The sequence below is a fragment of the Micromonospora sp. NPDC005298 genome (assembly GCF_040607375.1).
In the GTDB taxonomy this organism is placed as follows: domain Bacteria; phylum Actinomycetota; class Actinomycetes; order Mycobacteriales; family Micromonosporaceae; genus Micromonospora.
Window position 1 is genome coordinate 300,200 of the sequence record NZ_JBEXGP010000001.1, and the last position, 12,219, is coordinate 312,418.

Genomic DNA, 12,219 nt, shown 5'->3' on the forward strand with positions numbered 1-12,219 from the left:
CGCTCGGGTATGGGTCGGAGCCGTCGGGGGTGATCCGACAGGGCGCGCCTGTGGCGCCCGTCACATGCCGGGCGGCTGCCCCCCACGGTCGAGGATCGCCGCCTCGACCCGTAGTCCGATACCGGTCAGGACGAGGAGAACGGCCAGAATGTGTGGTTCGAGCCCGTTGTAGTCGGATGTCAGCGTGACCAGTGCGGTCATGAAGCCGGCCACCACTGACACGGTGCCGAGTGCTCGAATCGTGCCGACCCGCTGCGACCGCATATCCACGCCGAGACGCTAGCGACAACCGGGCATCGGCGGTGTCCCGCCCGCGGGTTGCCGACGCGCGGGCGTGCGTCTCCGGCGCGGCTAGGCTGGCGATCATGCGGATTGGCATCGTGATCCTGCCGGACCAGCGCTGGGCCGAGTCGAAGGGTCGTTGGCGGCAGGCCGACGAGTGGGGCTTCGACCACGCGTGGACGTACGACCACCTGGGTTGGCGGGACCTCGTCGACGGCCCGTGGTTCGACTCGATGGGCACGCTCACCGCGGCCGCGACGGTGACCGAGCGGATCCGGCTGGGCACTCTCGTGGCGTCGCCGAACTTCCGGCATCCAGCGGCGTTCACCCGCCAGATCACGACGCTCGACGACGTGTCCGATGGCCGGCTGCTGCTGGGCCTGGGCGCGGGCGGGATCGGCTTCGACTCGGCGGTGCTGGGCGGCGAGACGTTGCCGCCGCGTCAGCGGGTCGACAGGTTCGCCGAGTTCACCGAGCTGCTGGATCTGATCCTGCGGGAGGACGGCACCACCTGGCGGGGTGAGTGGTTCGCGGCGGTGGACGCCCGCAACAATCCCGGCTGCGTGCAGCGGCCCCGGGTGCCGTTCGTGGTGGCCGCCAACGGGCCGCGGTCGATGCGGCTGGCGGCCCGGTTCGGTCAGGGGTGGGTGACCACCGGCACCGACGCCGAGGACGTGCAGGGTTGGTGGGACACCGTCTCGGCGCTGTCCGCGCGTATGGACCGCACGCTGGCCGAGGCCGGCCGCGATCCGGCCACCCTGGACCGTTATCTCTCGCTGGACGCGGCGCCGCTGTTCTCGCTCAGCAGCGCGCAGTTCTTCGCCGACCAGGTCGGCCGTGCCGCCGACCTGGGCTTCACCGACGTGGTGACGCACTGGCCGAGGGCCAGCAGCTGGTACGCCGGCGACGAGGCCGTGCTTGAGGACGTGGCGACGCGGCTGCTGCCCGAGCTGCGGGGCTGAGACCGGGCCGTCAGGTGCCGCCCTCGCCGCTGGCCACGCCGCCCTCGCCACCGGACACCAGCCGCAGCCGCAGGCACACGATCGGCGTGTCGTCGTCGACGGGGGTGCCGAGCCGCGCCCAGTAGGCCGCGTGCCCGGCCCGCCACTCCTCGATCGAGCGGTCGCCTTCCCCCTCGGCGCGGGCGAAGTCCCAGGGCACGTCGCCGAAGCGGACCACCTGGACGCCGGTGATCTCGACGACGCCGGCCAGCGCGTCGTCGTCGTCGACGAGGGCCAGCCGCTCGCCGACCCGCTCCAACTCCTCGCCCTCCTGCGCGTACTCGGCGAGCCGACCTGCGGTCGCGGTCTTCACGCCGTCCAGGACGAGGGTGTTCAGGGTCGTCCGCAGCGCGCCGGGGGTGCCGAGGGCGAGGGTGCGCAGGTCACCGATCCGAGGCCACATCCTGCCGAGGCTAGGCCAGCGCGGGCCGCCCCGCCGCCGCAATCCTTGCTCAGATCAGCTGCCCGGCGTACCCGGCGGCGGTGAGCAGCCGCTCGTCGCCCGTCGCCGTGTGCGCGTCGAGGACCGCGTCGGCCAGTTTGACCACGTGCTCGTCGCCGTGCCGGGCCGCGCGGGCGAACACCTCCGCCGGGGTCGCGGCGGTCACCGTCGGCGGCGCGGTCCCGTCGGTCGGGGCGTACACCGAGGTCATGGCCGCCGTCGCGGCCCAGGCCGCGGCGAGGCTCGGCGCCCACAGCGCCCGGTCCAGTGCCGGCAGGGTACGCAGCACCGCCGTCGGCGCGGTCACCGCGTGCACCAGCATCACCGGCGACGCGTGTCCGAAGCGCAGGTAGTCGAGGCCGGCGCGGTGCACAAGCGTGGTGAGTCCCCGCCGCGCCTCGGCCGGGGTCCGCGCGGGGCGCAGCGCCGCCAGCGCCGGCTCCCACCGGGGTACGCGGGCAAGCCGACCCAGCCGGTCCCGGACGCCCCCGCTCTGGTCGTCGATCCGGGGCACCGCGGTCAGCGCGGCGTCGACGTCCACCTGTTCCGGCCGGGCGGAGGGATCGGCGAAGAGCCGGTCGGTGCCGGGGACGGGCTGCCACCGGGCCGCCCAGTAGCCGAGGGCCTGCGCCAACTCGGCGATCCGGCGGGGGTTGGTGTCGTCCGCGTCGAGTGCGCGTACGGCGTGCCCGACGCGGATCACGCCGTGGGTGGCGCCGGCGGCGATGCCGGGCAGCAGGCGGGGCCACCAGGTGCCGAGCACCTCGCGCCAGGGGTGTTCGCGCAGTTCCCGGTCGAAGTGGGCGAGCCAGTCGCCGGCCCGCTTCGGATCGCCGAGCGCCGCCCGCCAGTCGTCGATGGGGTGCAGCCCACGGGGCGGTTCGTCGAGCCGACCGAGGTACCCGTCGAGCCAGCGGTGCACCCGCTGCTGGTGCCCGTGTCGGGCCAGTGCCTCGACGGCCATCGGTCCGTGGTTGGAGAGCCAGCCCTCGTATTCGGGGCCGGTGCGGTGCAGCCGTTCGTACGCCTCGTCGAGGATTCCGTCGCTCATGTTCCGATCGTCGGAGTTGAAGTTGGCTTCACGTCAACCCGGCAGATCCGTTCCGCTGAGCAGGCCGGTGATCCGTAGCGTCGCCGCGACCTCGGGTGGGCAGTCGACGGCCACCACCGCGGTGCCCAGCACCTCGGCGCCGCGCGCCGCGCAGATGTCGTACAGCGCGTGGATCTGCGCTCCGGTGCGGACCCAGTCGTCCACCACCAGCACCCGGTCGTCGGGGCCGAGGTGCCGGTCCCGTACGGCCAGGTCGACCCGCCGTCCCCGGTAGTCCGGCGGGCTCTGTGCCCAGGTGAGCGGCCCTGCCGGCAGGCGTCCGTCGCCGGGCTTGTGCGCGGCCACGAAGCCGACGCCGAGGGCGGTGGCGGCCAGTGGGCCGAGCAGCAGGCCGGTGACCGCCGGGGCGAGCACCACCGTCGGCCGGGCGGCCCGGTACGGCGCCACCAGGGCCGGCCCCAGGTCGGCCAGGACGTCGGGGTCGCGCCACCAGCCGGAGATGTCGCTGACCAGGTGGCTGGTGGCGGGGCCGGGGTCGATCCAGCGGAACAGGGCGGCCAGGCGCTCGGTCAGCTCAGCGGGCATCCGTCCATCGTGCGGCACCGGGCCGGACGTGTCCGTGGCGGGCCGGTCGACCCATGCCGGCTCGGATGATCGGCTACACGTACTAGGGTAAATACGGGCATACCACCATGATCACGTTGACGTCGGAAGTGCTTCTCTCGTTACGGTCCGAGCCGGTTTGTTCAGTCGACGAAAGGAACCGGCCGGTGGCAGGCAGGCACTCCCGTACCCGCATCTTCTCCTCTCCGGCGGGCATCGCGGCCACCGCGGCGGTCGGCGTCGCCCTCGCCGTCGGAGGCACCGTCGGTGCCGTCCAGCTCACCTCGGGTTCCGAGAAGTCGGGCCAGGCGGCTCTGGAGTTCACCCCCACGACCGCCCCCAGCAGCCTCGACGCGACGCCCCCCGCCGCCTCCCCGAGTGCCAGCACCTCGCCGAGCGTGACGGCCAGCCCGTCGCCCAGCCGGTCGAAGCAGGCCGCCTCGCGGGCCAAGGCCCGCACCGCGTCGCCGAAGCCGAGCCCCACCGCGAAGAAGACCACGGCGGCGGCGAAGGTGCTCCAGAGCGGTTCGTGCGGCGCCTCGTTCTACTCCGACGGGCAGCTCACCGCCAACGGCGAGTCGTTCAACCCGAACGAGCTGACGGCGGCGCACAAGACGCTGCCGTTCAACACCAAGGTCCGGGTGACCAACCCGAACAGCGGCAAGTCGGTCGTGGTGCGGATCAACGACCGGGGTCCGTTCATCGACGGCCGCTGTCTGGATCTCTCCCGGGCCGCCTTCGCCACCATCGCGTCGGTGGACGTCGGCGCGCTCACCGTCCGCTACGAGGTGCTCGGCTGAGTGGTGCGGTTCCCGCCGATCCGGCCGGACACCCGCGCCGGCCGGTCAGAACATCCTCGGACGACGGGCCAGGTTCATTCACCCGCTCACGTGGATCAGGCATGCTGTCCCTCGTACCCACGCGACTCCTCCAGTCGGGCCACCGCCCGCTGAGCCCCGGATCCCGCGCCGGCCTCGGCGCGGCCCTCGCCCTGCTCGTGATCGTCTCGGCGGTGGAGGCGGCGGACGGCCGGCTCGCGCACTACATCGCACTGCTGGTGGCAGCGCCGTTCCTGGCCGCCGCCCTGGCGTCCTGGCGGGTGGTGCTCGGCGTGGGTGCGGCGGCCACCGCCCTCGGGGTCGGGTTCGCCGTCATCGACCCGACGATGGAGCTGGTCACCTCGGTCAACGTGGTCGCCGTCGCGCTCGGCACCGGCCTGGCCGTGGCGGTGGCGGCGGTACGGCAGCGGCAGGACGTCCAGATCGCCGAGCTGTCCAAGCTCGCCTCGGTGGCCCAGCAGGCGGTGCTGCGTCCACTCGGTCCGCAGGTGGGCACGCTCTCGGTGGCCGGTCGCTACATCTCCTCGACGGCGACGGCCCAGATCGGCGGCGACCTGTACGAGGCGATCGACACGCCCTACGGCGTACGCATGATCATCGGTGACGTACGCGGCAAGGGGCTGGACGCGGTGCGGCTGGCGAGCATCGTCCTCGGCTCGTACCGGCACGTGGCCTACGAGCGGGCTGACCTGCGGGCCGTCGTCGCCGACCTGGACCGGGCGGTCGCCCGCAACGTCGGCGACGAGGACTTCGTGACGGCGGCTCTGGTCGAGGAGCGCGGTGGCACGCTGACCATCGTCAACTGCGGTCATCCGCCACCGCTGCTGCTCCGCCGGGGTGCGGTGATCCCGCTGGAACCGCCCGCACCGGCGCCCCCGCTCGGCTTCATGCCGGTGGTCCGGCCCCGGGTGGAGCGTCTGGAGCCGGGCGACCGGCTGCTGCTGTTCACCGACGGCCTCGGTGAGGCCCGGCGGGACGGCGAGTTCTTCCCCACCGCCGACCGGGCCTGGCGGCTGCTCGGGCACGGCACCGTCGCCGACGGGCTGGCCTCCCTGGAGACGGCCCTGGTCGAGTGGGTGCACGGCCGGCTCGACGACGACATCGCCCTGGTGCTGATGGAGTACGTGGGTGCCCGTACCGGCGCCGCGGCGGCGGTACCGAGCTGGGAGGTCGGCGCCGCCGAGAGCTGAGCGCGTTTGTTACAAGCGTGTGTGTAATCGCTGTCACTCGGTTGATCCGCTTGTCGCTGCCTACCCGCGAGTAATACAGTGTCGGTTACTGATCGGTAACACCTGTCCGGAAGCGGGGCCAGCGAGCATGACCCACTACAAGAGCAACCTGCGGGACCTTGAGTTCAACCTGTTCGAGGTCTTCGGGGCGGACCAGGCGTTCGGCCAGGGGCCGTACTCGGAACTCGACGCCGACACCGCCCGCACCTTCCTCGCCGAGCTCGACCGCCTCGCCCGCGAGGACCTGGCCGCCAGCTACACGGACAGCGACCGCAACCCGCCGGTGTTCGACCCGGCCACGCACACCGCGCCGCTGCCGGCGTCGTTCAAGAAGTCCTACCAGACGTTCATGGACTCCGAGTTCTGGCGCCTGGACCTGCCGCCGCACCTGGGCGGCACCACCGCGCCGCGCGCCCTCTGGTGGGCCCTCGCCGAGCTGGTGCTCGGCTCGAACGCCCCCATCTGGATGTACGCCTCCGGCCCGTCCTTCGCGCACGTGCTGGAGGTCGAGGGCACCGAGCGGCAGAAGCGGTGGGCCAAGCTCTTCATCGACAAGCAGTGGGGCTCCACGATGGTGCTCACCGAGCCGGACGCCGGCTCGGACGTCGGCGCCGGCCGCGCCCGTGCCATCCAGCAGCCTGACGGTTCCTGGCACATCGAGGGCGTGAAGCGCTTCATCACCTCGGGCGAGCACGACCTCAGCGACAACATCGTGCACTACGTCCTCGCCCGCCCGGTGGGCGTGGAGGGCCACGGCGGCCCCGGCACCAAGGGCCTGTCGCTCTTCGTGGTGCCGAAGTTCCACTTCGACGAGACCACCGGCGAGCTGGGCGAGCGCAACGGCGTCTACGCCACGAACGTCGAGCACAAGATGGGCCTGAAGGTCTCCAACACCTGCGAGCTGACCTTCGGCGAGCACGGCGTACCGGCCAAGGGTTGGCTGCTGGGCGACAAGCACGACGGCATCCGCCAGATGTTCATGATCATCGAGTACGCCCGGATGCTGGTCGGCACGAAGGCCATCGCGACCCTCTCCACCGGCTACCTCAACGCCCTGGAGTACGCGAAGAACCGCGTGCAGGGCGCCGACCTGATCCAGCAGGCCGACAAGACCGCCCCGCGGGTCACCATCACCCACCACCCGGACGTGCGCCGCTCGCTGCTGCTGCAGAAGTCGTACGCCGAGGGTCTGCGCGCCCTGGTCCTCTACACCGCCACCTGGCAGGACAAGGTGGCGCTCGCCGAGGCGGCCGGTGACGAGAAGGCCACCAAGCTGGCCAAGCGGGTCAACGACCTGCTGCTGCCGCTGGTCAAGGGCGTCGGTTCGGAGCGGGCGTACGAGCTGCTCGGGCACGAGGCCCTGCAGACCTTCGGCGGTTCCGGCTTCCTCCAGGACTACCCGCTGGAGCAGTACGTCCGGGATGCCAAGATCGACACCCTGTACGAGGGCACCACGGCCATCCAGAGCCTCGACCTGATCTTCCGCAAGATCGTTCGGGACAACGGCAAGGCGCTGATGGCGGTCGCCGGCGAGATCCAGGAGTTCATCTCCTCCGAGGCGGGCAACGGCCAGCTCAAGGAGGAGCGGCAGGCGCTCGGCAAGGCGCTGGGCGAGATCCAGAACATCCTCGGCGTGATGACCGGCTGGCTGGGCGAGGCGCAGGGCGGCGACACCCGCGCGCTCTACAAGGTCGGGCTGAGCAGCCGCCGTTTCCTGCTGGCGACCGGCGACCTGGTGGTCGGCTGGCTGCTGCAGAAGCAGGCCGACGTGGCGCTCAAGGCGCTGGCCGGCGAGGTCTCCGCCAGCGACAAGTCGTTCTACACCGGCAAGGTGGCCGCCGCGCGCTTCTTCGCCCGCGAGGTGCTGCCGCGCATCGGCGCCGACCGGCGGATCATCGAGGGCACCGACCTCGACATCATGGACCTCCCGGAAGAGGCGTTCTGACCGTTCCACTGCACACCTGAGGTTCCGGGTTCGCACCACCCGGTACCTACGGCCGGCGGCCGGCGGGGGCAATTCGCCCCGCCGGCCGTCGCCGTCTGCGCACCCGGGCTGTCGCGGCGGTTTCGTCCGCCCCGCGCCGACTGTCGGGGTGGCGGGACACGGAACCGTCGGCCGAGCATTCGCCGCGCCGCGCCGGGTATGCCGCTGTCGTGGCGGGTAACCGTCGCGTGACCACGAAAGAGAACGCCCAGAGCCACCGCACGGGGGAGTGCAGCGCACATGGGTGTAGGTAGCGGAATCTTTCTCATCGCGATCGGCGCGATCCTGACCTTCGCGCTGAGAGCCAACGTCTGGTGGATCGACGTGCGGGCGGTCGGCTGGGTGTTCATCCTGGCCGGGCTGGCCGTCCTGCTGACCACCCTCTGGTTCTGGCAGGACCGGCGCAAGCGGGCCCGGACCCTCATCGTCGAGGAGAACCGGCTCTCTCATCCGACGGCGATGATGCCGCCGCCACCCGACCCGCCGCCGCCGACCGCGCCACCCTCCTGAGCGGCCCACCACCGAGCCACCCGTCGTCCGTCGGCGGGTGGCTCAGCCTCGTGCGGTGTGCCGTGCGGTGAGCGGCGCTCCGGCCCGGTCCAGCTCCATCCAGTCGACGGTGCTGGCGTGCACGGCCACCTCGGCGGTCCGCAGACCCTCCTCGTCCGTACCCTCCGGATCCAGGTACGCGGACAGCAGCGAGATGCCCGGATTGTGGGCGATCAGCAGTGCTGTCCGGGCCGCCGGGTCGACGGTCCGGACCAACGCCAGCAGTTCCTCGGGATGGGCGTCGTACGCGCCCGGCTCGTAGCGGACCGTCGGGCTCGCCCCGGTCGGCCCGCCCTCCGGCGGCGCGCCGCTCATGCCCATCGCCACGCCGTGCCAGGTCTGTCGGGTGCGCCGCGCCGTCGAGCAGATCACGACGTCGGGCAGCAGCCCGTGGTGGGCGAGCCACGCTCCGGCGGCCGCCGCGTCGGCGTCCCCCCGCGCGCTCAGTGGCCGGGCGGCGTCGTCCGCGGCGTCGCTGCCCTGCTCGGCTTTGGCATGCCGGAGCAGCACAAGTGTCCGTGTCTCGGCGTGGGCGTCCGTCATGTCCCCAGCTTGCCCGATTGGCGATCTCCGTGCCGGGGTAAGTCGATGGATGCCGCACCCCTACCGACGGCCGCGGCGGGCAGTACGCCAGGTTCGAGCCGAGGAGCGAAACATGGGCATTGGTGGCAGCATCTTCCTGATCGCGCTGGGCGCGATCCTCGCATTCGCCGTGGAAGCCGACATGGGTTGGCTGAACCTGGCCGTGGTCGGCTGGGTGCTGATGCTGGCCGGTGTGGCCGGCCTGATCGCCACCCTCTACTTCTGGAACAGCCGCCGCCGGGTGGTCGCCGCGCCGGTCCGCGAGGAGCGCGTCGTCGCCGACCGGGTGGTGCCGGTCCAGGACGACCGGGTCGTACAGGAGTACCGCGAGGTGCGTCGGCCGGGTCCGCCGGCCTGATCCTCGCTCGCGCACTCCGGGGTCCCGCAGCGTCGCGGGGCCCCGGCTCGCGTTTGCCGGCGGGTCAGGCGAACAGCGCGAAGTAGATCGCGATGTGGTGGCAGAGCGCGGCCAGCAGGGTGCAGGCGTGGAAGAACTCGTGGTGCCCGAAGACGGTCGGCCACGGGTTGGGCCGGCGCAGCGCGTAGAAGACCGCGCCGATGCTGTAGATCGCGCCGCCGACGATGAGCAGGACCAGCGCCGTGACGCCGCCGCCGCGCAGGATGTCCGGCAGCATGGCCACCGCCACCCAGCCGAGAGCCAGGTAGAGCGGCGCGGACACCCAGCGCGGCGCGTGCGGCCAGACGAGCTTGAGCGCCACGCCGGCCAGCGCGCCACCCCAGACCAGGGCGAGCATGATGGTCGCCTGCCGGGTCGTGAGCAGCATGGCGCAGAGCGGGGTGTACGTGCCGGCGATGAACACGAAGATCATCGAATGGTCCATCCGGCGCATCACCTGGTAGCCGCGCTCCGACCACACGCGACGGTGGTACAGGGCGCTGGTGCCGAAGAGCCCGCAGACCGTCAGGCTGTAGATGACGCAGCTCACCAGCGGCGCCCAGCCCGGCCGGGTGGCGGCGATCGAGCAGAGCACGATGCCGGAGACCAGGGCGACGAAGAAGGCGTACGTGTGCAGCCAGCCGCGCATCCGGGGCTTACCGATGTCGACCGGCTTCAGGCGAAGCGGGGCGGAGGTGGTCACCACATCAGGTTACGGCACCGTAGGTTACCTGCAAGTAGTTGCTGCGGTGACCCGTGGCACCGTCCCGGTGAACGCCCCGCGAAAGTCGCGCCAGGCCCTCCAGGACCCCCAGTGCCGATCTTGCACTCTCTCTCCTCCAGATGAGGATACTGCCCATTCTTGTCGCCGCAGGAAGTGCAAGATCGCGTGGGGTGGGGGTGAAGATGGGTCGATGCGGATTCGGCCTGTCGGGGTGGACGCCCTGTTGATTGACTGCGCCGGTCTTGGCGACGGGTTAACGGCTGAGCTGGTTGAGGCTTGGCGGGCCGAGTTGTGGCAGCGCCGGGAGCGCGGAGACCTGGCCGCCGTGGAGATCGTGCCGGCCGCCAGCACCGTGCTGCTCGACGGACTGCCGGATCCCACCACGACCGCCACCCTGCTGACCCGCTGGGCGCCAACGGTCATCACCACCGCGCGGCAGACCGCAAGAGCCGCTAACGGTCCCGCCTCAGCCCCCCACCCTGGCGATCTTGCACTTTCGGCCCCGACGGAACGGGATGGTCGAGCCATATCGGCGGCCGAAAGCGCAAGATCGACGGATGGGGTGGGGGTGGTTCATGTTCCGGTGGCGTTTGACGGGGCGGATCTGCCAACGGTCGCCGAGCACTGGGGTGTCGACGTTCCGGCCGTGGTGCGGCGTCTGACCGGCACCCGGTTCCGGGTCGCGTTCTGTGGCTTCGCCCCCGGGTTCCCCTACCTCACCGGCCTCCCCGCCGAGCTGGCGTTGCCCCGACTGCCCACCCCCCGGCCCCGCGTACCGGCCGGTTCGGTGGCTCTGGCCGGGCCGTACGCGGGCATCTACCCGAGCGCGTCCCCAGGCGGCTGGCTGCTGGTCGGTCGGACCGAGATGGTCCTCTTCGACGTGCACGCCGACCCACCGGCCCGGCTCACCCCGGGCACCGAGGTGCGGATGGTGGCGACGTGAACGGGCACACCGAGATCGAAGTGCTGCGCGCCGGCGCGCTCACCACCGTGCAGGACCTGGGCCGCCCCGGCTGGGCGCACCTCGGCGTACCCCGGTCCGGCGCACTCGACCCGGCCGCCCTGCGACTGGCCAACCGGCTCGTCGGCAACCCCGAGCAGACCGCCGGACTGGAGATCACCCTGACCGGCTGCGAGCTGCGGCTCACCCGGGCCACAACTGTCGCCGTCACCGGCGCCGACGTGCCGGTGCGCGTCGGGGAGCGGCCCGGCGACACCGGACGCCCCCTCAGCGTGCCCGCCGGGACGGTGCTGCGGATCGGTCCGGCCCGCCGGGGCGTACGGAGTTGGCTGGCCGTCGCGGGCGGGATCGACGTACCGGCGGTGCTCGGCAGCCGCTCCACCGACACCCTCTCCGGGCTTGGCCCGCAGCCGTTGCGCGCCGGCGAGAGGCTGCCGCTCGGCCGGCCGCTCGGCGACCCCGCGCCCGTCGACCTGACCCTCGGCACCGCACCACCCCCGGAGGTGCACCTGACGCTGCGCCTCGGCCCTCGGCACGACTGGTTCACCGCGACCGCGCTCGACCTGCTGTTCGACACCCCGTACACCGTGAGCCCGGTGAGCAACCGGGTCGGCGCACGGCTCGCCGGCGCGCCGCTGCCCCGCGCGGTCGCCGGCGAACTGCCGAGCGAGGGCATCGTGCTCGGCGCGGTGCAGGTGCCCGCCGACGGCCAACCCCTGATCTTCCTCGCCGACCATCCGACCACCGGCGGATACCCAGTCGTCGGGGTAGTCACCGACGTGACCCCACTCGCGCAGGCCCGGCCAGGTACTACCGTCAGATTTCATGGACCTCAACGCTGACCTGGGCGAGGGATTCGGCATCTGGCGACTCGGCGACGACGACGCGCTGCTGGACCTGGTCACCTCCGCGAACGTCGCCTGCGGCTTCCACGGCGGCGACCCGTCCACCATGCGACGGGTCTGCGAGGGCGCCGCGCAGCGCGGGGTCGCGGTAGGCGCGCAGGTCGGCTACCGGGACCTGGCCGGCTTCGGCCGGCGGCGCATCGCGTACGACTTCGCCGAGCTGCGCGACGAGGTGACCTACCAACTGGGGGCGCTCGACGCGTTCTGCCGGCTCTTCCGCACCCGGGTCCGCTACCTCAAGCCGCACGGGGCGCTCTACAACGCGGCCGCCACCGACGAGTCCCAGGCCGCGGCGGTCGTCGCCGCGGTCTGCGGCTACGACCCCGAACTGCCCGTCCTCTGCCTGCCCGGCTCGGTGCTCGCCCAACTCGCCGTCGGCGCGGGCCTACCGGTGGTCGCCGAGGCGTTCGCCGACCGCGGCTACCTGGCCAACGGGACGCTTGTGCCGCGCGGGACCGCCGGCGCGCTGGTCACCGACCCGGAGGAGGTGGCCAGCCGTGCGGTACGGATGGCCACCGAACGGACAGTCGTGGCGGTCGATGGCACCGTCGTCCCCTGCCCGGTGGAGTCGATCTGCGTTCACGGGGACACGCCGGGGGCGGTCTCGGCCACCGAACTCGTCCGCGCCAGCCTGATCGACGCAGGAGTCCCACTCACCCCGTTCGCATGA

15 protein-coding genes are annotated in these 12,219 nt (G+C 72.2%); 9 read left to right on the forward strand and 6 right to left on the reverse strand.

The features are described 5' to 3' along the window. Positions 1-60: 60 nt before the first annotated feature. Positions 61-264, reverse strand: coding sequence for a hypothetical protein (locus ABZS77_RS01490; protein WP_354817071.1), 204 nt, complete (start codon positions 262-264; stop codon positions 61-63). Between the two features lie 101 nt (positions 265-365). Between ABZS77_RS01490 and ABZS77_RS01495 the strand changes: the two genes are divergently transcribed. Then, a complete protein-coding gene (locus ABZS77_RS01495) occupies positions 366-1,244 on the forward strand; it encodes an LLM class flavin-dependent oxidoreductase (RefSeq protein WP_354815430.1) in 879 nt (292 codons plus the stop codon). Positions 1,245-1,254: 10 nt separating this feature from the next. On the opposite strand, the gene ABZS77_RS01500 is transcribed toward ABZS77_RS01495, so the two are convergent. From ABZS77_RS01500 to ABZS77_RS01510, 3 genes are read right to left on the reverse strand one after another with little or no spacing between them, the layout of a single operon-like run. Continuing rightward, entirely contained in the window at positions 1,255-1,686 is a 432-nt protein-coding gene (locus tag ABZS77_RS01500; protein ID WP_354815434.1) for an ASCH domain-containing protein, read from the reverse strand. A gap of 49 nt (positions 1,687-1,735) precedes the next feature. Further along, complete coding sequence (locus ABZS77_RS01505) at positions 1,736-2,776, reverse strand: hypothetical protein (RefSeq protein ID WP_354815437.1); 1,041 nt, start codon at positions 2,774-2,776, stop codon at positions 1,736-1,738. A gap of 33 nt (positions 2,777-2,809) precedes the next feature. Next, on the reverse strand, positions 2,810-3,361 hold the full coding sequence (locus tag ABZS77_RS01510) for a phosphoribosyltransferase family protein (protein WP_354815440.1): 552 nt from the start codon (positions 3,359-3,361) through the stop codon (positions 2,810-2,812). 185 nt (positions 3,362-3,546) lie between these two features. Between ABZS77_RS01510 and ABZS77_RS01515 the strand changes: the two genes are divergently transcribed. The 4 genes from ABZS77_RS01515 (at position 3,547) to ABZS77_RS01530 (ending at position 7,941) form a co-directional block, all read left to right on the forward strand. After that, positions 3,547-4,179 carry a septal ring lytic transglycosylase RlpA family protein gene (locus ABZS77_RS01515; protein ID WP_354815443.1) on the forward strand — a complete coding sequence of 211 codons (633 nt, stop codon included), beginning with the start codon at positions 3,547-3,549 and terminating at the stop codon, positions 4,177-4,179. 101 nt (positions 4,180-4,280) lie between these two features. After that, on the forward strand, positions 4,281-5,408 hold the full coding sequence (locus ABZS77_RS01520; protein ID WP_354815446.1) for a PP2C family protein-serine/threonine phosphatase: 1,128 nt from the start codon (positions 4,281-4,283) through the stop codon (positions 5,406-5,408). A gap of 127 nt (positions 5,409-5,535) precedes the next feature. Beyond that, positions 5,536-7,392: an acyl-CoA dehydrogenase gene (locus tag ABZS77_RS01525; protein ID WP_354815449.1), complete on the forward strand. Its 1,857-nt coding sequence runs from the start codon at positions 5,536-5,538 to the stop codon at positions 7,390-7,392. Positions 7,393-7,671: 279 nt separating this feature from the next. Continuing rightward, a complete protein-coding gene (locus tag ABZS77_RS01530; protein ID WP_030332052.1) occupies positions 7,672-7,941 on the forward strand; it encodes a DUF6458 family protein in 270 nt (89 codons plus the stop codon). 42 nt (positions 7,942-7,983) lie between these two features. Here ABZS77_RS01530 and ABZS77_RS01535 read toward each other — a convergent pair whose 3' ends face one another. Continuing rightward, the gene (locus ABZS77_RS01535) at positions 7,984-8,523 is read right to left on the reverse strand and encodes a histidine phosphatase family protein (protein ID WP_354815452.1); all 540 of its coding nucleotides are present in this window, start codon (positions 8,521-8,523) and stop codon (positions 7,984-7,986) included. A gap of 112 nt (positions 8,524-8,635) precedes the next feature. On the opposite strand from ABZS77_RS01535, the gene ABZS77_RS01540 reads away from it, so the two are divergent. Beyond that, entirely contained in the window at positions 8,636-8,920 is a 285-nt protein-coding gene (locus ABZS77_RS01540) for a DUF6458 family protein (protein ID WP_354815455.1), read from the forward strand. Between the two features lie 64 nt (positions 8,921-8,984). Here the strand turns inward: ABZS77_RS01540 and ABZS77_RS01545 are convergent, their stop codons facing one another. After that, positions 8,985-9,662 carry a hemolysin III family protein gene (locus ABZS77_RS01545; RefSeq protein WP_354815458.1) on the reverse strand — a complete coding sequence of 226 codons (678 nt, stop codon included), beginning with the start codon at positions 9,660-9,662 and terminating at the stop codon, positions 8,985-8,987. A gap of 211 nt (positions 9,663-9,873) precedes the next feature. Between ABZS77_RS01545 and ABZS77_RS01550 the strand changes: the two genes are divergently transcribed. From ABZS77_RS01550 to ABZS77_RS01560, 3 genes are read left to right on the forward strand one after another with little or no spacing between them, the layout of a single operon-like run. Further along, positions 9,874-10,626 (forward strand): allophanate hydrolase subunit 1, encoded by a 753-nt coding sequence (locus ABZS77_RS01550; protein WP_354815461.1) that lies wholly within the window; start codon positions 9,874-9,876, stop codon positions 10,624-10,626. Then, positions 10,623-11,486 (forward strand): biotin-dependent carboxyltransferase family protein, encoded by an 864-nt coding sequence (locus ABZS77_RS01555; protein WP_354815464.1) that lies wholly within the window; start codon positions 10,623-10,625, stop codon positions 11,484-11,486. The genes ABZS77_RS01550 and ABZS77_RS01555 overlap by 4 nt, the downstream gene beginning before the upstream one ends. Next, positions 11,470-12,219, forward strand: coding sequence for a 5-oxoprolinase subunit PxpA (locus ABZS77_RS01560; protein WP_354815467.1), 750 nt, complete (start codon positions 11,470-11,472; stop codon positions 12,217-12,219). Before ABZS77_RS01555 ends, ABZS77_RS01560 begins: the two co-directional genes overlap by 17 nt.

Coding starts and splice junctions, on each gene's coding strand:
- ABZS77_RS01550 (WP_354815461.1), top strand. CDS start 9,874: ATGCGGATTCGGCCTGTCGGGGTGGACGCCCTGTTGATTGACTGCGCC.
- ABZS77_RS01540 (WP_354815455.1), top strand. CDS start 8,636: ATGGGCATTGGTGGCAGCATCTTCCTGATCGCGCTGGGCGCGATCCTC.
- ABZS77_RS01520 (WP_354815446.1), top strand. CDS start 4,281: ATGCTGTCCCTCGTACCCACGCGACTCCTCCAGTCGGGCCACCGCCCG.
- ABZS77_RS01490 (WP_354817071.1), bottom strand. CDS start 264: ATGCGGTCGCAGCGGGTCGGCACGATTCGAGCACTCGGCACCGTGTCA.
- ABZS77_RS01510 (WP_354815440.1), bottom strand. CDS start 3,361: ATGCCCGCTGAGCTGACCGAGCGCCTGGCCGCCCTGTTCCGCTGGATC.
- ABZS77_RS01495 (WP_354815430.1), top strand. CDS start 366: ATGCGGATTGGCATCGTGATCCTGCCGGACCAGCGCTGGGCCGAGTCG.
- ABZS77_RS01530 (WP_030332052.1), top strand. CDS start 7,672: ATGGGTGTAGGTAGCGGAATCTTTCTCATCGCGATCGGCGCGATCCTG.
- ABZS77_RS01560 (WP_354815467.1), top strand. CDS start 11,470: ATGGACCTCAACGCTGACCTGGGCGAGGGATTCGGCATCTGGCGACTC.
- ABZS77_RS01535 (WP_354815452.1), bottom strand. CDS start 8,523: ATGACGGACGCCCACGCCGAGACACGGACACTTGTGCTGCTCCGGCAT.
- ABZS77_RS01505 (WP_354815437.1), bottom strand. CDS start 2,776: ATGAGCGACGGAATCCTCGACGAGGCGTACGAACGGCTGCACCGCACC.
- ABZS77_RS01525 (WP_354815449.1), top strand. CDS start 5,536: ATGACCCACTACAAGAGCAACCTGCGGGACCTTGAGTTCAACCTGTTC.
- ABZS77_RS01500 (WP_354815434.1), bottom strand. CDS start 1,686: ATGTGGCCTCGGATCGGTGACCTGCGCACCCTCGCCCTCGGCACCCCC.